Origin of the sequence: Solobacterium moorei, from assembly GCF_036323475.1 — a bacterium.
Classification (GTDB): domain Bacteria; phylum Bacillota_I; class Bacilli_A; order Erysipelotrichales; family Erysipelotrichaceae; genus Bulleidia; species Bulleidia moorei.
In genome coordinates, this window is record NZ_AP028934.1 from 370,441 (window position 1) to 391,074 (window position 20,634).

Here is a 20,634-nt window from a genome sequence, read left to right on the forward strand (position 1 = left end):
TAAAATCGTAGTATGATAGATATGAATCAGGAGGACCCACATGAAAACATATATCTTTGACTTGTATGGAACCCTTATTGATGTTCATACAGAATTACATAATCATAAGATATGGAAAGCACTATCAGACATGTATGCATGTTATGGAGCTATCTATACACCAGAACAGTTTAAACAAGCGTACTTAAAATTTAATGAAGAAGAGTGGAAACGTGTAGAAACACTACATCCTGATACATATATTGATATTCAATTCAAAAATGTATTCAAACGTCTATATGATGAAGCACCACTGCATACAGAAGTATTATCAATCCAAGACAAAGAAACGTGGTTACTCTTTATTGAAACAGAGTTTAGACGTTTGACAAGAATACGTTGTAAACCATATCCCAATACTATCAAGACACTACAAGCATTAAAGAAACAAGGTCATCAAATTATTTTGCTATCCAATGCACAGCGTTCCTTTGCCTTAGCAGAGATGGGTATCTGTGGCTTGCTTCCGTACTTTGATCATATGTATATCTCTGCTGACTACGGTATTCGTAAGCCAGAGAAAGCATTTATGCAAAAAGTATTGGATGACCATCACCTGAATGTTCGTGATTGCCTCATGATTGGTAATGAAGTAGGTAGTGATATGCAGGTTGCAGCAGCTTGTGGTGTATCTGGTATATTATTAAACACAGCACATCGCAAAGAAAAAGAAATTCAAAAAGAATTAGAAACATTACAACAAGAATATCCAGACTTCCAGTACCGAATCGTTACTTCAGGGGATATTTTAGAAATTTTAGGAGAATAAGTTATGCCAACATGGTTAAAAGATGCAGTATTTTATGAGATCTATCCACAGTCATTCTATGATACGAATGGCGATGGTATCGGTGATTTAGAAGGTATTATCCAGAAGTTAGATTACATCAAGGAGCTTGGTTGTAATGCGTTATGGATTAATCCGATGTATGACTCTCCATTTATGGATGCGGGCTATGACGTTAGGGATTACAAGAAGGTCGCAGCTCGTTATGGCACAAATGAAGACGCGTATCGTTTATTTGATGAAGCACATAAGCGTGGCATCAAAGTATTACTAGATTTAGTACCTGGTCATACGTCTGATGAACATGCTTGGTTTAAAGCAAGTAAAGAACCTGAGGAAAACGAATACTCCAGTCGTTATGTATGGACAAATGGTGCCTTTGTAGGTGTAAAAGACCACCCATATATGGCAGGTATGTCTGATCGTAATGGGGCATATATGTTAAACTTCTTTGCGTCTCAACCAGCACTCAACTATGGCTGGTTAGAGCGTACAGAGAGCTGGATGTCTGCGGTGGATAGTCCAGAAGCTATCGCCACCAAAGAAGCAATGAAAGATATTATGCGCTTCTGGTTAGATCATGGTGCAGATGGTTTCCGTGTAGATATGGCAGATTCACTTGTAAAAAATGACGATGATAAGAAATCGGCAACTGCGAAAATTTGGCGAGATGTTCGTAATATGCTAGACCAAGAGTATCCAGAGGCAGCACTAGTCAGTGAATGGTCCAATCCAGAACAGGCAATCAATGGTGGTAGTTTCCACATGGATTTCTACTTAGATCATTGGCACAATGGGTATAACACCTTATTACGTGATTATGAAACAGATGGAGAAGATAATAGTTTCTTCCTAAAGAGTGGAAAAGGCGATATCTGTCGTTTCTTAAATGACTATATGCCTAAATACAAAGCAACAAAAAAGAATGGTTACATCTCTATGTTTACATGCAACCATGACACACCACGACCGACAAATACATTAACTCCAGAAGAGTTAAAGATTGCGTATGCATTTATCTTAACAATGCCAGGTGTACCATTTATCTACTATGGCGATGAAATTGGTATGCGTTACATGAAGGATATCCGCTCTAAAGAGGGTGGATTCCATCGTACAGGCTCACGCACACCGATGCAGTGGGATAATAGTGCAAATAAGGGTTTTTCAACTGCAGAAGCACAAAAACTCTATCTAGCAGTGGATTCATCTGAAGATGCACCAAACGTAGCAGATCAAACGAATGATGAAAATTCACTCTACTCTACAACAAAGTCACTTGTGGCATTACGTCACATGCATGCAGACTTACAGGCTGATGCAGACTTCAATGTGATTTATGCAGAACAGGAGAAGATGCCGTTTGTATACAAACGTGGAAAGTTGATACTAGCAATCAACCCTAGTGGTTTAGAAGAGACCATCTCTTTAGATGAGTTCCAGGGTTATCAGCCAATCTACACGATTGGAAAAGTATCTCTAGAAGATATAAATCTTACAATTGGTTCAAGCGCATTTGCAGTATTTCAAATAAAGTAGTTAATATTTGTCCCTTATTCAAAAATGAATGAGGGATTTTTAGAGTGTGACGGGCATGTCGCAAACCTAACTGGTGAAAGTCCAGTCGTAGGTAGTTACCGCCAAGCGTAGCGAACCACAAGCCGTAAGCCGTGAGGCTTTGGGTGAAGGAAGTGGTGTAGCGATTCTTTCGAGGTTACGAACAGAAATCTGATATAAGGCTAAATGGAGGGTGAGATTGCTCTACAAATCGAAGCCCAAAAGGTAAACGTAAAACCAAAACAGTAAATCAGGAACTTGTGAAAGAAGAGAGAAAGGTATGTGACTTACCCTGTGAGGTCTTGTGGACGATGAATCCTAGACGTTTTCAAACAACTATAGTACCATCGGTCGGAAAAGGTCTATCACAAGAAGTCAGCTGAGCCCATAGTAGGTATACACCAGTACTGAAGGGGTTAATGTTTGTATAGTGCAAATCACTATATGTAAGAAAATGAATACTCTGGAATTGAGATATCACCTAGAACCATAGAACGTAACTATGGATGGTGAAAAGGCAAGAAGAGAATTTCATTATTTGTGCAATAGAAGGAGGAGCAGCCATGGAATTAATGGACAAGATTCTAAGTCAAAAGAACTTACAAGAGGCGATGAAAAGAGTCAAGAGTAATAAAGGTGCATCGGGCATTGACAAGATGTCTGTGGAAGAAATTGACGAATACTTCAGTAAACATATAGAAGAAATCAAAACTTCGATATGGGAAAAGAAATACAGACCTCGGGCAGTAAAAAGAGTCTATATCCCAAAACCAAATGGAAAGAAAAGACCATTGGGGATACCCGTTGTAGTGGATAGAGTAATCCAACAAGCAGTGGCACAAGTGTTTAGTGAACTCTATGACGAGTGCTTTAGTGAGCATAGTTACGGATTCAGACCAAACAGAAGTGCCCACCAAGCGATGGAGGAAGTACTCTTCTACCTAAACGAAGGGTGTGAATGGGTAATAGACCTAGATATTGAAAAGTACTTTGACACAGTGAATCATGATAAGTTGATATCCATACTTAGAGAGAAAGTAAAAGATGATGTAACGCTACATCTCGTAAGGTCCTTTTTGAGGGCTGGAATCATGGAAGATGGAATCATCCACAGAAATGAAGAAGGAGTTCCACAAGGAGGTCCGCTCAGTCCAATATTATCCAATATCTACCTAGATAGGTTTGATAAGGAACTGGAAAGCAGAGGGCTAAGATTCGTAAGATACGCAGATGACTGTAATATCCTCGTGAAGAGTGAGATGTCAGCCAACAGAGTCATGAAGTCTGTATCAAGTTGGCTAGAAAGAAAACTATTTCTAAAGGTCAACATGACAAAAACAAAAGTAGTAAGACCTAGCAATAGTTCGTTTCTTGGCTTCACGTTCTGGAAAAACAAAGATGGATGGAAAAGTATGCCTACATACGATAGGAAACAAAAACTATGTAAGAAAATAAAAGAAGTGCTATGCCGTAAAAAGGCAAGTGCACTTCCTTTATCGACTGTATTCACCCAAGTAAACCAAATCGTGAGAGGATGGATAAACTACTTCAGGATTGGCTCGATGAAGACCTTCTTAAAAGAATTTGGAGAATGGTTGCGACACAAGATACGTGTGATAATTCTAAAACAATGGAAGAAACCAAAACGTATCTATACCAACCTACAAAGTCTAAATCGGATACTCAAGGTCAATATCTCTGATGAAAGAATCTACAGTACAGCCAATACTAGACTAGGTCTATATCGACAGGCAAATGGAAACACAATAAAATTCTTATTGAGTCCAAAGGTACTATCGATGAAAAGCAAAGACAGACCGGGATTAATCAATCCACTAGAATATTATCAATCTAAGTAAAGGTAGAAACAATACAAATGTAGCGCCGTATACGAGACCCGTATGTACGGTGCAATGAGAGGGTCGAGGAATATCTGGATAAGATATTCTCACTCTACTCTATTGATATATCAAAAAGTAAAAGCATGTTAAAATATAAATGTTAAAAATTTAAAATATTTGATTATAGTAAAACACAATATCAACAACATACAATTCATTTGAAAAGTACTACCATATACATCAATAGATAGAATTAATATATTTTAGGAAATGTTTCTCAGTTCTTCATACAGAATAGGTAAGGTGGTGAATCATAATGAAAAACATAAAGAAACTGACATTATTACATTCAAATGATATGCATGGAGACTTCATGGTTGAGAAGATAGACGAGAAACTTGTCGGTGGAGTCAGCCTTTTATCTGGCTATGTCAGTAAAGTACGGCAAGAGGAACAGAGTGTTCTATATGCTGTTGCGGGAGATATGTTTAGAGGGTCTGTAATTGATACGGAATATAAGGGAATCTCTACAATTAACATTATGAATGCTCTAGCACCTGATATCGCTACAATTGGAAACCATGAAATAGACTATGGAATTGCCCATCTGCTTTTTATTGAAAAATGCGCACTTTTCCCAATTATTAATGCAAATCTATACATCAAATCAAATGGTGTGCGTTTATTCCACCCGCATCAAGTATTTGAGATTGATGGGATGAAGATATTGTTCATTGGCATTATTACTGAAACGGTGATGCAAGCTGCTAAATCAGATGAAGTAGGATCCTTTATTGATACGGCAGATGCTGCTAAAGAAATTGGTAAAATCTGTGATGCCTATAATGCCATCGATATCGATTTAACTGTATTACTTACACATATTGGTATCGAAGATGATAAGGCCCTCGCAGAACTCATCAGGCCAGAATGGGGTATTGATCTGATTATTGGCGGACACTCCCACACGCTCATGAAAAAACCGATTGTCGTAAATCATATTCCAATTGTACAAGCATATATGGGTACAGATTATGTTGGTCGTTTTGATTTGAATATTGATACGGATCAAAATTGCCTAGATTCTTATACGTGGAAGTTAATTCCAATCAACAATGAAACATGTGTGCCAGATTATCAAATTGAGCATATTATTCAAAAGTATAAGAGTATTACAGATCAAAAGTATGAAAGAGTACTTACACGTTTTTCTCGTGAATTAACACATCCAAATCGTAATGAAGAAACGGAAATTGGAAACCTATTTGCAGATATCTTTAAAGAGACGTTAGGAGTTGATATCGCAATGATTGGATCAGGATCGATTCGCTCGGAAGTGTTAGGTCCAATTGTAACATATGGAGATTTAGTAGAGTGTTTCCCATATGATGATTCTGTATATATGGTTAAAGTGACAGGGAAACAACTCAGACATATGATTCATTATATGCAAAGAGATGAAGCATTTGCAGGGCATACCGAATACTACCAATTTTCGAAGGGTATCAGAATGATCTATTCAAAGTCAAAGCATAAGCTTGAAAAGTTCGAACTTGATAGACAAGTTGTAAAAGATGATGATTCAAGACGGTATTCTATTTGCTTGCAGGAATTCCACTTTAATAACTTTGAAGATACATTTAACATGTCGTTTGCAGAAGTAAAGAAAAATATGAAGCCGAGAGTGATTGCGACTTCTTGCTTTACAATACTTGAAGAATATTTAACAACCCATCCCAAACTTAAGTCAGTTGTTAAGGGGAGAAATCTTGTAGTTGATTAAAAAAGGGTGTTATTTCAAAGAATTTTAAAGAATTGAATAAAAATGATGTCAACCAAAAATGAAAATGTCTTAAAAATTAACGAACATTAGCGGAGCTATAATAGTTCTGCTTTTTTGTAAATAATTGATATGAATACTTCCTCCAAGGGTGAGATATCGGCGGAATATATACTTTCTTTTTCTCAGGAGTTTCAATGATATTATCGAACTCACCCGAATTTTCTTCAAACACTTGTACTTCTTCTAAGATGTATAGTGTATCCATCGCATTGACAAAGATCTTTTGATCAAATGATTCAATAACCAATACCTCCATCTTAGGTCTTAGTGGAATTCTATTGTGTTCCTTGTCATAGGCCATCCAATACTTGTTTTTGAACTTGATACAGTTGCCTTGATCGACTATTCTCGATGAAATGATTGCCAATGTTTGATTGATTGTTTCTATATCTGGTTGTACTTCAAATACAGAATTGGTACTATTCAAGTGTAGGGCGAACCTTGCATTGAATTCCTTTAGGTAGGATTTTAGGAACTTATTCGCGTCCGCCATACAAGTAATACGAGCACGTCTAAGTTCAACTGGCAAACGTGATTGGAAAGTCTGGTTGAGACGTTCGATGCGTCCTTTGGCTTGTGCGATGCTCGTTGTTTTGATTTCGACACCAAGGTTATGGCAGGCGTAGGAGAACTGTGTGAAGGTATCCTCGTCGTCGAAGGCCTTGGTTTTCTTTCTGTATTCAAATACGGTTCGTTTATCCGTATAGAATAGAGCGGGTATGCCATAGTCGACTAGTATCTGATGGAAAACGTTGTAATAGCCACGTAGGGTCTCCTGTATATCAAAGTGGGCTCCAACAGCAGTACCGGTCGCATCATCTACAGCTAGGTGTAGATGCCATATCTCGCCAGGAATCCATTCGTAGCTTGAAGCGTCCATTTGAATCATCTCTCCCATATATTTGGATCTAGATCTTCGTGAATGAGGCGTATCATCTTCAATTGATTCGATTTGTTCATTGATTGCGTTTCTGGCCTTTGTAGATGTTGTTTGGTCTAATCGTTTTGTCAAACGTTCCTTTAATTGTTTCTTGGTTTTTCGATGGGCCTTTGGGGACAAGACATCGTGTTCTGATAACCAGTTTCTAATAGTGGTGTCACTGATGGAGATGCCGAGGTCCATCTGGACGATTTCACTGAAATGAGTGATGTTGGCATCAAGATACTCGTTAAGATAGAGTTCAATGATTTTGTTTTTCGTTTCCAGTGAGAATGTGTTTGATGGTAATCGTCCACGATTACCATGTGAAAATGAGGATTTGCCTTCAGACTTATAACGTGTAATCAGGCGGTTGATAGTACGAATAGAACAATTTAGTTTTAATGCCGCACGGCGTTTATTGCCAGAATGATCAACCAGTTCTTTAATAATGTTGTATTTGTTTTCTTCCATAGGGGTTAATATAATCTTTTTCATATTCAATCCAATCTAATGGAATGAATCATAACAATTCCTTTCTATAAATGGGGCATTTTCCCTTTCGGTTCATTAAGACAATATCAACTTCGATTCAGAAGAATTTTAAAGAATTGAATAAAAATGATTGACATTTCAAAAATTAAAAATAAACTATAACCATAGGCGATGATAAGAAGAGTAGCTGAGAAATAGTATCACAGAGAGTCCTCGGGCGCTGAGAAGAGGATATACGAAGGTTTAGTGAAGATGGTCTTGGAGTTGCACTTCCGAAATGTAGGGGGTGCCGGGATGTCCCGTTATAGACATAGAGTATGTTGGTACTCGATGAGGTATGTATTGTGAAGTACATATAAACTAAGGTGGTAACACGAGATTATATATCCCGTCCTTACATGTAAGTGTAAGTGCGGGATTTTTGTTTATAGATAGGAGGTAGCGATGATTGAACTAAGCAATATTATTAAAACATTCAAAGCGAACAAGGAAAACATCCATGCGGTAAACGACGTTTCTCTAACCATCAACGATGGTGAAATCTACGGTATCATCGGATATTCTGGTGCTGGTAAGAGTACGCTCATTCGTTTAATCAATCAGCTAGAAGTACAGACAGCTGGTGATGTAGTGATTGATGGTATTAACATCAAGGAACTTAGTCATAGAGAACTACGTTTGCAGCGTCAACAAATTGGCATGATTTTCCAGCATTTTAATCTCCTATGGAGTAGAACGGTTTCTGAGAATATTGAACTTCCTCTAGAGTTTGCACATGTCCCAAAAAAGGAAAGAAAACAAAGAGCAGCTGAGCTCATTGAAATGGTAGGCTTGACTGGTAGAGAGGATGCTTATCCTAGTGAGTTATCTGGCGGTCAGAAGCAAAGAGTTGGTATTGCAAGAGCATTAGCGAATTCCCCAAGAATTCTATTATGCGATGAAGCAACCTCTGCACTAGACCCTGATACAACGGAACAGATTCTTGAACTATTAAGAGAAATCAATCGACGTTTAGGCATCACGATTGTGATGATTACACACCAAATGGAAGTTGTACAAAAAATCTGTATACGAATGGCAGTGATGAGCGATGGAAAGATTGTAGAAGAAGGAACGGTTAAGCAGTTATTCGAACATCCTAAACACATAGTTACAAGAAGATTTGTACAGAATGTGGAAGCGAATCAAACAATTGAAGAACTGGCTGAAAGCTTGAAAAAGAAGTATCCAAGTGGTAAGTTACTTCGCTTATCCTTTACAGGAAATAATGCGGAGCAGCCAACGATTATCAACGCGGCAAGACAAGTACCATTTGAGATATCAATTGTAGAATCAAATATCTCACAATCCTCTGTTGGGCCTATGGGTGTAACCTATATTCATATCAGCGGTGGCGTAGATAGTGACTACAACAAGTTTGTGACATACTTAACTGACAACAATGTCATTGTGGAGGTGCTCTAATGATAGGTGGTGTACTAAATTTAGATCAGTTATTTAAAGCAATCAACGAAACAATCTACATGACAGTCATATCACTCACATTAGCGACAATCTTAGGATTGCTGATTGGTATTCTACTGTACTGTACACAAACGGGTGGACTATTCCAAAATAAGCTGATCAACCGTGTGATTGATGTAATTATCAACGTATTACGTGCAATTCCATTTATCATCTTATTGATTATCTTAATTCCATTTACAAAGCTAATTGTAGGTTCCATGTTAGGAGCTACAGCAGCCTTACCTTCACTGGTATTTGCGGCAGCACCGTTCTATGCACGAATGTGCATCATCGCATTCCAAGACGTAAATAAAGGTACTATTGAAGCAAGTAAAGCAATGGGTGCTAGCAATTGGCAAATTATTTTAAAAGTATTACTTCCTGAAGCATTACCATCCTTGCTTTCAGGTATCACGGTAACGGGAATTTCTTTAATTTCTTATACAGCCATGGCAGGTGCCATCGGTGCTGGAGGGCTTGGAAACCTCGCATACTTGTATGGTTTTGCAAGAAGAAATGATTTAATACTTTATACTTCAACTGTCATCATTATCATCATTGTATTTGTTATACAGTGGATTGGTGATGCAATCGTAAAACGAATCGACAAACGATAAATATATAAAAAGGGAGAAAACTTATGAACAAGATTACAAAGATTATTGCAGTAGCAACATTCGCATTAGGCTTAACAGCTTGCGGAACATCAAAGAAGGAAAGTGCATCTACAACAGATAACTCAAAGTTAACAGTGATCGCAACTGCTAACCCACACGCAGTGATTCTAGAAGAAGCTAAGTCCATCTTAAAGGAAAAGTACAACATCGACCTAGAAGTAACAATTACAGATGATTACTTCATTCCAAATGAAGCAGTATCGAACGGAGAAGCAGACGCAAACTTCTTCCAGCACGTACCATTCTTTGATAAGGAAAAGAATGAAAAAAACTATAAGATTTCTAATGTAGGGGGTATTCATATTGAGCCATTTGGAATCTACTCGAAGACAATCAAGAAGGCTTCTGAAGTAAAGGATGGTTCAACAGTTGTTATTTCTAACTCTGTAGCAGATAACGGTCGTATCCTAGCAATTCTTGCACAGGAAAACCTTGTGAAGTTACCAGAAAACGCAGATGTATTAAACTTAACAATCGCAGATATCGACAATGACACAAACAATCCAAAGCACTTAAAGTTCCAGGAAGTAAAACCAGAATTACTCGCAACAGCTTATGAAAATGGTGAAGGTGATTTGGTAGCTATCAACGGAAACTTTGCAATCAACGCTGGTCTAAAGCCAGGTTCTGATGCATTGATTCTTGAGAAGGCTGACAAATCTAACCCATATGTAAATATCATCGCTTGCCAAACAGGACATGAAAAGGGTGAGAAGATCCAAGCTTTAGTTAAGGTATTACAGTCTGAAGAAATCCGTGAATTCATCAAGAAGAACTGGTCTGATGGTTCCGTTATCCCGGCTGAATAAGAAAAACGAATTGCCATGCGAAAAGTCGCATGGTTTTTGTTTGTAATCTTCAAATAATTACAAAAACACAGCACAATAGCACAATTATCATGTATGATATTTGTAATGTAATAAGAGAGTAGGAGATTAGAATGGCAGATAAAATTATCGTCTTAGATTTTGGAAGTCAATACAACCAGTTAATCGCACGACGTATTCGTGAATTTGGAGTTTATAGTGAACTTCATCCAGGAGATATGACACTTGCGGAAATCGTCGCAATGCAAGATGTTAAGGGAATTATTTTCTCTGGTGGCCCAAACAGCGTATATGAAAAGGATGCACCTAAGTGTGATCCAGCCATCTTCACATCAGGCTTACCTATTTTAGGTATCTGTTATGGTATGCAGATGACACACTTCATGAATGGTGGAAATGTTACACCATCCGATAAGAAGGAATATGGTCGTACAGAAATCACAGTAGATACATCATCCCCATTATTTGCTGGTTTACCAGAAAAGCAGATTGTTTGGATGAGCCATGGTGACCAAGTATCTACACTAGCAGAAGGATTCCATTCGATTGCAAGTAGTGATACATGCCCATTTGCCGCAAGCGCAAACGATGAAAAGAAGATCTACACATTACAGTTCCACCCAGAAGTACGTAACTCTGAGTATGGACTGGATATGTTAAGAAACTTTGTATTCAATATTGCTAAGGCTGAAAACAACTGGACAATGAAGGATTTCGTAAACCAACAGGTAGAAGAAATTAGAGCACAAGTCGGTGATGATAAGGTATTACTAGCACTATCAGGTGGGGTAGACTCATCGGTTGTAGCTGCTTTATTAGATAAGGCAATTGGTAAGAATCTATACTGCATGTTCATCGATCATGGTCTTTTACGTAAGGGTGAAGCAGAAGGTGTTATGGAAACATTCACACGTAATATGTCACTCAACCTCATTAAGATTGATGCAAGAGAACGTTTCTTGAATAAGCTTGCTGGTGTATCAGACCCTGAGCAAAAGCGTAAGATTATTGGTAGTGAATTTATCTACACATTCCGTGATGAAGTAGCCAAACTCTTACAAGGAACAGATATTAAGTGGTTAGCACAAGGAACACTTTATACAGACATTATTGAATCAGGAACAAAGACAGCACAGACAATTAAGTCGCATCATAACGTAGGTGGCTTGCCTGAAGATATGAACTTCAAGCTCATTGAACCATTAAACAAGTTGTTCAAAGATGAAGTACGCGCGTTAGGTACAGAGTTAGGATTACCAGAAGAAATGGTATGGCGTCAGCCATTCCCAGGCCCAGGACTTGGTATCCGTGTACTTGGGGAAATCACAGAAGAGAAGCTAGAAATCGTTCGTGATTCAGACTTAATCCTACGTGAAGAAATCCGTAATGCAGGACTTGAAAGAGATATCTGGCAGTGCTTTACATGCTTACCAAATATCCGCTCTGTAGGTGTTATGGGAGACCAACGTACATACGACTACACAGTCATTATCCGTGCAGTTACATCTATCGATGGTATGACAGCAGACTGGGCAAGAATCCCATACGACGTACTCGATAAGATCTCCACACGTATTGTAAACGAAGTAAAACATGTAAACCGTGTAGCCATGGATATCACATCCAAGCCACCGGGAACAATTGAATGGGAATAGTAGCAAAAAAACAAAAAACCTTGTAAAATCAATGGTTACAGAAGATTAAAAACTTTAACTGGGATTAAAATGGGAACATTTGTTAAAAAGAATAAACTTAATAATAGTTCCAAGTGGTTTACATTTGGACAAAAAATTAGACCGTAGTTTCAAACTGCGGTCTTTTTGCATGTATATATTTTACATTATCTAGCAAATAAATAATGCGACAATAAAATGTCGGTTTGAATAAGACTGAAAAGAAATGAAATAGCATTTATTAAAAGACCTTACAGATGAGCAGTTATCTTTTAAATATGCAAGTAAAGCAGATATGCTGAATGTTGCACTGTTTAATAAAAGAGCAAAACGGTGGCGTGAAGAAAATCTGACTTAAAAGGAAATATAAGAGTAAAAATACATATAAAGGGTAAGCTTTGGTTTCTTACCATAGGTGTTGCATTTGATTTGGCAATTCGTCAATAAAAAAACTGACCCTAGTAGTTAGTTTTATTGCTAACTTTTGGAGTCAGTTTCTAAAAAATTATAAGATACCTAGTACTTTTTGTAGTATTAGGGTTATTGAGGTTATTGCTATAAAACACACGGCACCTAGGGCAAGGGGTCTTGCTTCTGATTTTAATAGTTTTACTATATCACTATTAAAACCAATAGCTGACATTGCCATTACAATAAAAAATTTGGACAAGTCCTTAAAGGGTTTGAAAAATTCAATATTTATTCCCTTGGCTAGGGCTATGGTTGTAATCAAACTTGCAATGATGAAGTAGATTATAAAGAATGGGAAAATTTGTATTATAGATATTTTCTTATTATCTTCTTGCTCAGCGCTTCTCATCCTAATGAAGGCTAGTCCTAAGCATATTGGAATTATTGCTAGGGTTCTAGTCAATTTTACTGTTACAGCATTGTCAAGTGTCTGGCTACCTAGATTAAATAATGTATCCCATGTTGATGCGCATGCTGTAACTGATGATGTATCATTAACAGCAGATCCTGCAAATATACCAAAGGCATGACCATCGGTAGTAGAAAATCCAATCATACGACCTAGGCTTGGAAATAGAATGGCAGCTAAGATATTAAAAAAGAATATAACAGATATGGCTTGGGCTATTTCATCTTCATCTGCATCTATAACTGGAGCGGCAGCTGCAATTGCAGAGCCTCCACAAATTGATGAGCCAACGCCAACAAGTGTTGCGATCTTTCCTTTTATGAGCCCGGTCTTTGCGGCTATAATTGCGATTATCAGTGATGTAGATATGGTGGATAGGATGATGGGTAGGGACTCTCTGCCAGTTTTCAAAACTATGCCAAGATCAAGTCCGAATCCAAGGAGGATTACAGCATATTGAAGGATTTTCTTTGATGTAAACCTCACACCTCCAATATAAGGTTTTTTGTCTTTTATAATTTGACCTAGGGCCATTCCAATTAGAATACCAAAGACCGCTGGGCCTACTAGTGGGATTTTTTTGCCGATTATCTGGGATATTATTGCAATTATAAGGCAGAGAATAATCCCTTTTATATTTTTTTCTATAGATTTTATCATATATTCTCCTTTCGTTTTTTTATCATATAATAAATAAATATAATGTAAAATTATAATTATTTACTATATGATAAAAATTTATTATGATAAATATGGAGGATACTATGTTAGATTTTAGGATAGAAAGTTTTTTGGAAGTATGTAAATATATGAATTTTACAAGGGCTGCTGAAAGCCTTAATATAACACAGCCAGCCATATCTACTCATATTAAATATCTAGAAACCTATTATAATTGTAAACTTTTTTATAGAAGTAAGAGGAATTTGTGTCTAACAGATGAAGGCAAGATTCTAAAATCTGCTTTGCTTTCTATGTCAAATGATCAAGATAAGTTGAAGGTTATATTAGCTGAGAAAAAAACTAAAAGTGAAAAAATTTCCTTGGGTTTTACTAGGTCGGTCGGAGAATATCTAATATTGGATAAGCTTATAGCCTTGATTAAAGAAAAAACTTCTTGTGATTTCCATATTTACTATGAAAATACGGACGAGATTTTAAGTGAAATTGATAGTGGGAGGATAGACTTTGCCATTATAGAGGGATTTATAAGATCTAGTGATTATTTTATTAAAAAATACAAAAGTGATAGGATTGTTTGCATCAGCCACAAGTACCACAAGTTTAAAAAACAAGTAAAAAAGTTAACAGACTTATTAGATGAAAGAATTATTATTAGAGAAGACGGATCTGGTACCTTAGCTATATTAAAAAATTTTCTAATCATGGACAATATTGATACGAAAGATTTTGCAAATATCATAGAAATAAATAATATGCGTTCCATAGTAGAAATGCTCAAGTCGGATTGTGGCATAAGTTTTATTTTTGAATCTTGTGTAAAAAAAGAACTAGAAGAAGGTGTTCTCATGGTTGTGGACCTAGAAGATTTCAATCTAGTTCATGATATATCCCTTGTTGCCAGAAAAAATTCAATATTTACTGATTTGTATTTGCAAATAGCTGAAGCTTTTTATTAGAAAAAATTTCATAGTAATAGGTTAGGCTAAGATTGGTAAAGAAAAATATAGTTTTATAAAAGCAAAAAAACTGGCTAATTCCTAGTTATAAGGTGTTTTATATTAGGTGATTTTTTAGCAATATAATAAACTTAGATATAAGAACAAAGTCTGATTTTAAAATAGAAAAAATGTCAAAGATGTTTTGAAATTGGAAGCAACTATATTAGATGTACTATTTCTTTTGAACAGGAAGTAATTGACCAATTAGATATTAAAAACTTTCTAATTAAAATTATTATAGAGTTATTGTCCGGTACTGGGACTGGTACGGGACTAAAAATTTGAAAACGTCCTATAATTAGATGAATTTAGTGATATTAGAAAAAATAAAGTCTAGTATTTTGAATGGTTTGGGATATATCGTACATTTGGAAAAGAAGAATGGGAGTAGAGCGAAAAATCATATAAATGGCTTTAAATAAGGCTTTTGAGCCTGTTATAACGTAAACGCTAAATAGGTAGTACCTGTATATTAATCATAAGTCATGTCATAATCACCCTAGAACCCTTAAGAATCGTGAGGGTTTGGGGGTGATTATTTTATGATAATGACAGCGGCAGAGCTAAAGGCACAGCGATGGGTATCGATCATTATGGAATGTAAGACAAGTGGTCAATCTGTTCTACAGTGGTGTAACGAACATGGAATCAACGAAAAACAATATTGGTATTATCACCGAAAGTTGCGTAACCACTTGGCGCAAGAAGTCGGTAATCATATGGATATCTTTCCTGCAACTTTACCGCCATCATCAGATGTCACATTTCAAGAATTGAAGAAACCTATTCGACATGGTTCTGCACACATTCAATTGGGCAATCATCAGATAGAGATCGGTGAAGATATTTCAGATGAGCTATTACTAAAGATCATTCGGGCGGTATCCCATGCTTAAAGAGTATTGTGGTTTTAAGAAGATCTATATTGCATGTGGATATACAGATCTAAGAAATGGAATAGATGGGTTGGCTTCGATCATTCAGAACCATTTCTACCTAGATCCTTTTGATGAAGGAACGTTATTCTTGTTTTGTGGAAGAAAGACTAATCGTATGAAGGGACTGCTTTGGGAGGCAGATGGATTCCTATTATTGTATAAACGATTGGAGGAAGGAAGATTCCAATGGCCCAGAAAGACAGAAGACATAGAGAACATTAGTATCGAACAGTATCATTGGCTGTTTGAAGGCATGGCAATCATACAGAGGAAGACAATTCAGAAAGTAGAACGAAAGATGATACTGTAAAAAAGTTATCCACAACTTTTATTAAGAAGATAGGCCTATAGATGGCGTATAAGGCACATAAAAAGCAGTAGATGAATTTCTACACTCCAGCCCCCAAACTGCTTGATACGTGCCTTTTTATTACGCCATAGATATGCGCTGGTACCAGTAAAATATTTGTGTGGAAAATCAAAGTTTTCCACATTTGACGGCACCCTCATAATGGTTTATACATAAGCTATGGAAATGAAAAAACTAAGTGAGGAAGAAGTAGAAAGCCTGCCAAAGGACATCATCATAAAGCTCTTTATGAGTATGCAAAGCAGTGTAGAAAGTCTAGAAGCTACTATCAAACTTCTTAGTGAACAGATCAAGATCATGAATCAAAGAAGCTTTGGCAGAAGTACAGAGAAACAGAGTTCTGGAATCTTTGAACAGTTGGAACTCGGTTTTAATGAACCTGAAGTATTGTTTGATTTACTACAACCAGAGCCAACGTTAGAGGAAGCTGCACCAAGGAAGAAGGCAAAAGGAAAGCGGGCATCAGACATCCAGAAGATCACGAACCACCGTGAAGAATATATCGAACTATCCGAAGAAGAATTGAATGAAAGATTTGGCAAGAGCGGATGGAAGAGACTGCCATATCAGATCATAACGAAACTGGAACATATACCAGCATCTTTCGAAGCGGTCACTTATAAAATTGGTGTATATGCCGCAAAGGATAACCAGACAATCATACGAGCACAGAAGCCTGTAGAACTATGGCCAAACAGTATCGCTACCCCATCACTGGTGTCATCTATCATATGGGGCAAATATGTCAATGCCGTACCGTTATATAGACAAGAAAAGACATACCAAGAAAACCAGATCAACATTTCACGATCCACCATGGCCAATTGGATGATCCAAGCATCCGACAACTATTTGATACATTTCTACGATAGGTTAAAAGAAGAAATGATCAAACAGGATATACTGCATGTGGATGAAACACCATTCGAGGTAAGCAAAGATGGCAGAAAAGCTGGCAGTAAGTCCTATATGTGGGTATATCGTACAGGGGCACATGAGGAAGAAAAGCGGATCGTCCTGTATGATTATCGACGTACGAGGTCCCATGAACATCCGCAAAGATTCCTAGAGGGATTTAGAGGGACACTTGTATGTGATGGCTACAGTGCTTATCACCAGTTGGCCAAGGAAGATCCCGAAAGCTTTACCGTAGCTGGGTGCTGGACCCATCTCAAAAGAAAGTTCACGACGCTCATCAAAGCAGTGAAGACGAGTCAGACACTTGCCCAGGAAGCGGTAGATAGGATCAATAGAATCTATCACGAAGATAATCAATTGAAGGGATTGGGCGAACAAGAAAAGCTAAGACAGAGGAAAGAGAAAGTAGCACCCCTAGTGGATGAATTTTTCACATGGGTAAAAAGATATTGGGAGAATGTATCAAGAGAATCAGAAACAGGAAAAGGCTTTACCTATGCCCTGAATCAAGAATCCTATCTCAGAGAATTTCTAAAGGACGCAAGAATACCTCTAGATAACAATGCGGCAGAAAGAGCGATACGACCATTTACAGTAGGAAGAAAGAACTGGATCATGATCGATACGATAAAAGGAGCACAGGCCAGTGCAGTACTCTATAGTATCGTAGAAACATGTAAAGCAAATGATATCAAGATATACGAATATATTCGCTATCTGTTAGAAGAACTTCCTAAAACGATACATGACCTAACGGTGGAGGTACCAGATAGATTACTACCTTGGTCAAAAGAACTACCAGATAACATTTATAAAAATCGTACTTGAGATACTTTACAACACTATCTCAAATACGATTTTATTTTATCTATATGGTACAACTGGTTTAGCGTTTACAATTGGAATAAGACATGAAATCGAACATCAGAAAACGGATAGCATTGATGAATATATTGGAGCTAAACTACAAGCATGTGCATTAAATTATAATAGAGAGATAATCAAAATGTTTGGGGATAAGCATAGCATAAAAGATAATTTGAGCTTAGCAATTCAATTTTCTCCAATATCACCCGAACAGGAACAGTTATTAAGAAAAGAATCAGTAAATGAAATACCGAGTAATGTAAAGAATTTTATTGCAACATTTGAATCCGAGTTGGATGATGAAGAATTAAAATCATTATACTATTCTTACAGGATTGTATACATTCCAATACAAGTAAATCGAGCCAATCAAGCAGATAGGGCAATAGAATTTATTTCTCCAGACAGTGACAAAGCAAAAGATGTAGAACGTGTGTTAGTTAAAGCTGTTGAAAAAGCGAAATTTTTGCCTAGTGATATCGTGAAAATGATGAACGAGGAAGGGTATTCTACATTTAGCATGCATTACCATACTCAATTATGGAAGGCAAAAGATGCTAAAAATAAAAAATATAATTATGGAGTAAAAGTTTCTAAACAGTGGTATTGGTATGAAAATTGGATTGATGTAGTTAGAGATTATTGCCAAAAGAATAATTTTTAGCTTAACTATGGATATATTCGAGGATATATCTGATGCTGGAACTGGGACTGGGATGGGTAAAATAATCCAAAAACAAGCTAAAATGGAACGAAATTCCCAATACTAAATAAACGAAAAGCCTTTGTTTTGAATGCTTTTAAATATAGTGAACAATATAAAAAGAAGAATGGGAATAACAGAAGCAAATATGTTACTGTTATAAAATGCCTGAAAATACGGGAATTGATCGATTTTGATGAAGTAAAATTATCTGAATGATACTGTTTTGATACTAAAAAGCTGAAATAGCAGGTTCAAAAGGGAGTTGTTGAATTTAGGTAAATAGTTTAGAAAGCCTTCCATCATTTTGGTGACGGTTATTTTAATAGGAGAACGTATATTGAATAAAATATAGTTTGAAAATGTGCGCTCATAGAGAGTGCAAAGCTCCCAATGGTTAAAATTGACCGGGATTTATTTCTTAGGAAGGAACTACGTGATAGATATACCAAAGAGATTGTGGAGATAGCAATTCATTATAATCCTGCATATGCTGGAATATATGAGGAAACGAAAAATTTGCTTACCTTAAAGACTGAGAGAATTATCTTCTCTTGTCAGTTGTAACTCAGCAAACCTGAATCAAATTGCAAAGGTGGTAAACACTACAGGAGTTATTTACAAAGATGATATTGAAAGTATCAAGAAAGCCTTGCAGGGAGAACTACTTTTCTTATCAGAATTTAGAGAAAAGGTTTCCGACTATATTATCAATGAGGTTGTAGGATAATGGCTGTTACAAAGATACATCCGATTAAAACAACTCTTAAAAGGCAATAGACTATATCTGTAACGGAGATAAAACAGATGATGAAATCTATGTTACAACACATGTTGTAGCAGGAGAGTTAAAGACAAAATCAAGTAAAAATTTGTTCAAAAAGCTGAATGAGCATTCTAAGGATTTACAAACTAAACAAGAAGAAATAATCAAGATGCACAATTCATTAGCAGCACAGTATGAGGAATTGAAGCATCTGAAGAATAATATGGATGATTATCTTGGCAGAGATAAAACGGAGAAAAAGGAATCGGTTATTGGTGTGGTTAAGAAGCATCAGGCTGAAGAAAGAAAAAATCCTAAGAAAAAAATCGAAAGAAGCTGAAAGATAATTTTGTGGTCGGTGTGGTTTTGGACTGCACCGGCTCTTTTTTATTTTTTGAACAAGATTAACAAAAAAGTAAAATTAATACAATTGATCATATGCAATTAATGGTAACTATCATTACACGCCGAAATATGGTATACTCATCATAGTTAGCCATAGCTAACTAATCATCGCTGAAGCAGTTTTAATAGTTGCTGACGATGAATATATGAGAGTTTTTTAATAAAGGGTTATATAGTTGGCTTTATTCAAGCTAGGAAAGCAGAGAAGGGAGAAAAATGATGGAGGGGAAAAATGAATTGTTTTTAAAAATTAATAACATTAAAAAATCTTTTGGAAGTGGAGATTCAAAGCAGGAAGTACTTCGCGGAGTTAATTTTAGTGCGAATAAAGGAGAAATATGTTTATTATTAGGACCATCCGGTTCTGGTAAGTCTACTTTGTTAAATATTATTGGTGGTATTGATGAGTCAGATTCAGGAGAGATTTTAATAGACGGTGAATCCTTAAGAGAAAAAAGTGAGAGATACTTAACCATGTATCGCAGAAAACACCTTGGTTATGTGTTTCAAATGTATAACCTTATCTCTAATTTAAACGTGGTCGAAAATATTGAAGTGGGGGCCTATTTATCTGATAATCCATTAGAAGTAGATGATCTACTACATACTCTTGGATTATACGAACACCGTTATAAACTACCAAATCAGTTGTCAGGTGGTCAACAACAAAGGGTGTCTATTGGAAGGGCGATTGTAAAAAAACCGGATATTTTACTGTGCGATGAGCCTACCGGTGCCTTGGACTATAAGACTTCTAAGGAAATTCTAAGCTTGATTGAAGAAATTAACCATAAATATGGAAATACTATTTTGATTGTTTCTCATAATGAAGCTTTGAAGCATATGTCAGACCATGTCATTAAGCTTAGAGATGGAAAAGTGCACGAAGACTATAGAAATGATCATAAAATTTCTGCAATAGAATTGGAATGGTGATTTCT

At 36.5% G+C, this 20,634-nt stretch carries 17 protein-coding genes and 1 other annotated feature; of the genes, 15 read left to right on the top strand and 2 right to left on the bottom strand.

The annotated features are described in order from the left end of the window. Positions 1 to 40 precede the first annotated feature (40 nt). From RGT18_RS01750 to RGT18_RS01765, 4 genes are all read left to right on the top strand, one after another. Complete coding sequence (locus RGT18_RS01750; RefSeq protein WP_028078683.1) at positions 41 to 808, top strand: HAD family hydrolase; 768 nt, start codon at positions 41 to 43, stop codon at positions 806 to 808. A 3-nt stretch (positions 809 to 811) separates the two neighbouring features. After that, positions 812 to 2,365, top strand: a complete 1,554-nt coding sequence (locus tag RGT18_RS01755) for an alpha-amylase family glycosyl hydrolase (protein ID WP_028078682.1) — start codon at positions 812 to 814, stop codon at positions 2,363 to 2,365. 581 nt (positions 2,366 to 2,946) lie between these two features. After that, a complete protein-coding gene (gene ltrA, locus RGT18_RS01760) occupies positions 2,947 to 4,242 on the top strand; it encodes a group II intron reverse transcriptase/maturase (protein ID WP_338174865.1) in 1,296 nt (431 codons plus the stop codon). Between the two features lie 298 nt (positions 4,243 to 4,540). Next, entirely contained in the window at positions 4,541 to 6,007 is a 1,467-nt protein-coding gene (locus tag RGT18_RS01765; RefSeq protein ID WP_028078918.1) for a bifunctional metallophosphatase/5'-nucleotidase, read from the top strand. Positions 6,008 to 6,083: 76 nt separating this feature from the next. Here RGT18_RS01765 and RGT18_RS01770 read toward each other — a convergent pair whose 3' ends face one another. Continuing rightward, positions 6,084 to 7,484, bottom strand: coding sequence for an ISNCY family transposase (locus RGT18_RS01770; RefSeq protein ID WP_338174896.1), 1,401 nt, complete (start codon positions 7,482 to 7,484; stop codon positions 6,084 to 6,086). 159 nt (positions 7,485 to 7,643) lie between these two features. After that, positions 7,644 to 7,880, top strand: a binding site (T-box leader). A gap of 45 nt (positions 7,881 to 7,925) precedes the next feature. On the opposite strand from RGT18_RS01770, the gene RGT18_RS01775 reads away from it, so the two are divergent. From RGT18_RS01775 to guaA, 4 genes are all read left to right on the top strand, one after another. Further along, positions 7,926 to 8,945 carry a methionine ABC transporter ATP-binding protein gene (locus RGT18_RS01775; protein ID WP_028078722.1) on the top strand — a complete coding sequence of 340 codons (1,020 nt, stop codon included), beginning with the start codon at positions 7,926 to 7,928 and terminating at the stop codon, positions 8,943 to 8,945. Then, positions 8,945 to 9,604 carry a methionine ABC transporter permease gene (locus RGT18_RS01780; protein WP_006526641.1) on the top strand — a complete coding sequence of 220 codons (660 nt, stop codon included), beginning with the start codon at positions 8,945 to 8,947 and terminating at the stop codon, positions 9,602 to 9,604. Before RGT18_RS01775 ends, RGT18_RS01780 begins: the two co-directional genes overlap by 1 nt. Positions 9,605 to 9,627: 23 nt before the next feature. Then, positions 9,628 to 10,473, top strand: a complete 846-nt coding sequence (locus tag RGT18_RS01785; RefSeq protein WP_037404330.1) for a MetQ/NlpA family ABC transporter substrate-binding protein — start codon at positions 9,628 to 9,630, stop codon at positions 10,471 to 10,473. Positions 10,474 to 10,604: 131 nt separating this feature from the next. After that, entirely contained in the window at positions 10,605 to 12,146 is a 1,542-nt protein-coding gene (guaA, locus tag RGT18_RS01790) for a glutamine-hydrolyzing GMP synthase (protein WP_028078720.1), read from the top strand. A gap of 523 nt (positions 12,147 to 12,669) precedes the next feature. On the opposite strand, the gene RGT18_RS01795 is transcribed toward guaA, so the two are convergent. Next, on the bottom strand, positions 12,670 to 13,704 hold the full coding sequence (locus RGT18_RS01795; RefSeq protein ID WP_028078719.1) for a YeiH family protein: 1,035 nt from the start codon (positions 13,702 to 13,704) through the stop codon (positions 12,670 to 12,672). Between the two features lie 104 nt (positions 13,705 to 13,808). Here RGT18_RS01795 and RGT18_RS01800 point away from each other — a divergent pair, with 104 nt between their 5' ends. The 7 genes from RGT18_RS01800 to RGT18_RS01835 all read left to right on the top strand — a co-directional run bounded on the left by RGT18_RS01800 (position 13,809) and on the right by RGT18_RS01835 (position 20,629). After that, positions 13,809 to 14,684, top strand: a complete 876-nt coding sequence (locus RGT18_RS01800) for a LysR family transcriptional regulator (RefSeq protein WP_028078718.1) — start codon at positions 13,809 to 13,811, stop codon at positions 14,682 to 14,684. Between the two features lie 584 nt (positions 14,685 to 15,268). Beyond that, entirely contained in the window at positions 15,269 to 15,622 is a 354-nt protein-coding gene (gene tnpA / locus RGT18_RS01805; RefSeq protein ID WP_338174902.1) for an IS66 family insertion sequence element accessory protein TnpA, read from the top strand. After that, positions 15,615 to 15,974 (top strand): IS66 family insertion sequence element accessory protein TnpB, encoded by a 360-nt coding sequence (gene tnpB / locus RGT18_RS01810; RefSeq protein WP_338174904.1) that lies wholly within the window; start codon positions 15,615 to 15,617, stop codon positions 15,972 to 15,974. The genes tnpA and tnpB overlap by 8 nt, the downstream gene beginning before the upstream one ends. Positions 15,975 to 16,199: 225 nt before the next feature. Next, positions 16,200 to 17,780, top strand: coding sequence for an IS66 family transposase (tnpC, locus tag RGT18_RS01815; protein ID WP_051241081.1), 1,581 nt, complete (start codon positions 16,200 to 16,202; stop codon positions 17,778 to 17,780). A gap of 70 nt (positions 17,781 to 17,850) precedes the next feature. Beyond that, on the top strand, positions 17,851 to 18,483 hold the full coding sequence (locus RGT18_RS01820; RefSeq protein WP_338176462.1) for a DUF3644 domain-containing protein: 633 nt from the start codon (positions 17,851 to 17,853) through the stop codon (positions 18,481 to 18,483). Between the two features lie 974 nt (positions 18,484 to 19,457). Next, entirely contained in the window at positions 19,458 to 19,628 is a 171-nt protein-coding gene (locus tag RGT18_RS01830; RefSeq protein WP_211220324.1) for a hypothetical protein, read from the top strand. A gap of 284 nt (positions 19,629 to 19,912) precedes the next feature. Continuing rightward, positions 19,913 to 20,629, top strand: coding sequence for an ABC transporter ATP-binding protein (locus RGT18_RS01835; RefSeq protein WP_028078616.1), 717 nt, complete (start codon positions 19,913 to 19,915; stop codon positions 20,627 to 20,629). The last annotated feature ends 5 nt before the right edge of the window (positions 20,630 to 20,634 follow it).

Coding starts and splice junctions, on each gene's coding strand:
- RGT18_RS01750 (WP_028078683.1), top strand. CDS start 41: ATGAAAACATATATCTTTGACTTGTATGGAACCCTTATTGATGTTCAT.
- RGT18_RS01755 (WP_028078682.1), top strand. CDS start 812: ATGCCAACATGGTTAAAAGATGCAGTATTTTATGAGATCTATCCACAG.
- ltrA (WP_338174865.1), top strand. CDS start 2,947: ATGGAATTAATGGACAAGATTCTAAGTCAAAAGAACTTACAAGAGGCG.
- RGT18_RS01765 (WP_028078918.1), top strand. CDS start 4,541: ATGAAAAACATAAAGAAACTGACATTATTACATTCAAATGATATGCAT.
- RGT18_RS01770 (WP_338174896.1), bottom strand. CDS start 7,484: ATGAAAAAGATTATATTAACCCCTATGGAAGAAAACAAATACAACATT.
- RGT18_RS01775 (WP_028078722.1), top strand. CDS start 7,926: ATGATTGAACTAAGCAATATTATTAAAACATTCAAAGCGAACAAGGAA.
- RGT18_RS01780 (WP_006526641.1), top strand. CDS start 8,945: ATGATAGGTGGTGTACTAAATTTAGATCAGTTATTTAAAGCAATCAAC.
- RGT18_RS01785 (WP_037404330.1), top strand. CDS start 9,628: ATGAACAAGATTACAAAGATTATTGCAGTAGCAACATTCGCATTAGGC.
- guaA (WP_028078720.1), top strand. CDS start 10,605: ATGGCAGATAAAATTATCGTCTTAGATTTTGGAAGTCAATACAACCAG.
- RGT18_RS01795 (WP_028078719.1), bottom strand. CDS start 13,704: ATGATAAAATCTATAGAAAAAAATATAAAAGGGATTATTCTCTGCCTT.
- RGT18_RS01800 (WP_028078718.1), top strand. CDS start 13,809: ATGTTAGATTTTAGGATAGAAAGTTTTTTGGAAGTATGTAAATATATG.
- tnpA (WP_338174902.1), top strand. CDS start 15,269: ATGATAATGACAGCGGCAGAGCTAAAGGCACAGCGATGGGTATCGATC.
- tnpB (WP_338174904.1), top strand. CDS start 15,615: ATGCTTAAAGAGTATTGTGGTTTTAAGAAGATCTATATTGCATGTGGA.
- tnpC (WP_051241081.1), top strand. CDS start 16,200: ATGAAAAAACTAAGTGAGGAAGAAGTAGAAAGCCTGCCAAAGGACATC.
- RGT18_RS01830 (WP_211220324.1), top strand. CDS start 19,458: ATGCACAATTCATTAGCAGCACAGTATGAGGAATTGAAGCATCTGAAG.
- RGT18_RS01835 (WP_028078616.1), top strand. CDS start 19,913: ATGGAGGGGAAAAATGAATTGTTTTTAAAAATTAATAACATTAAAAAA.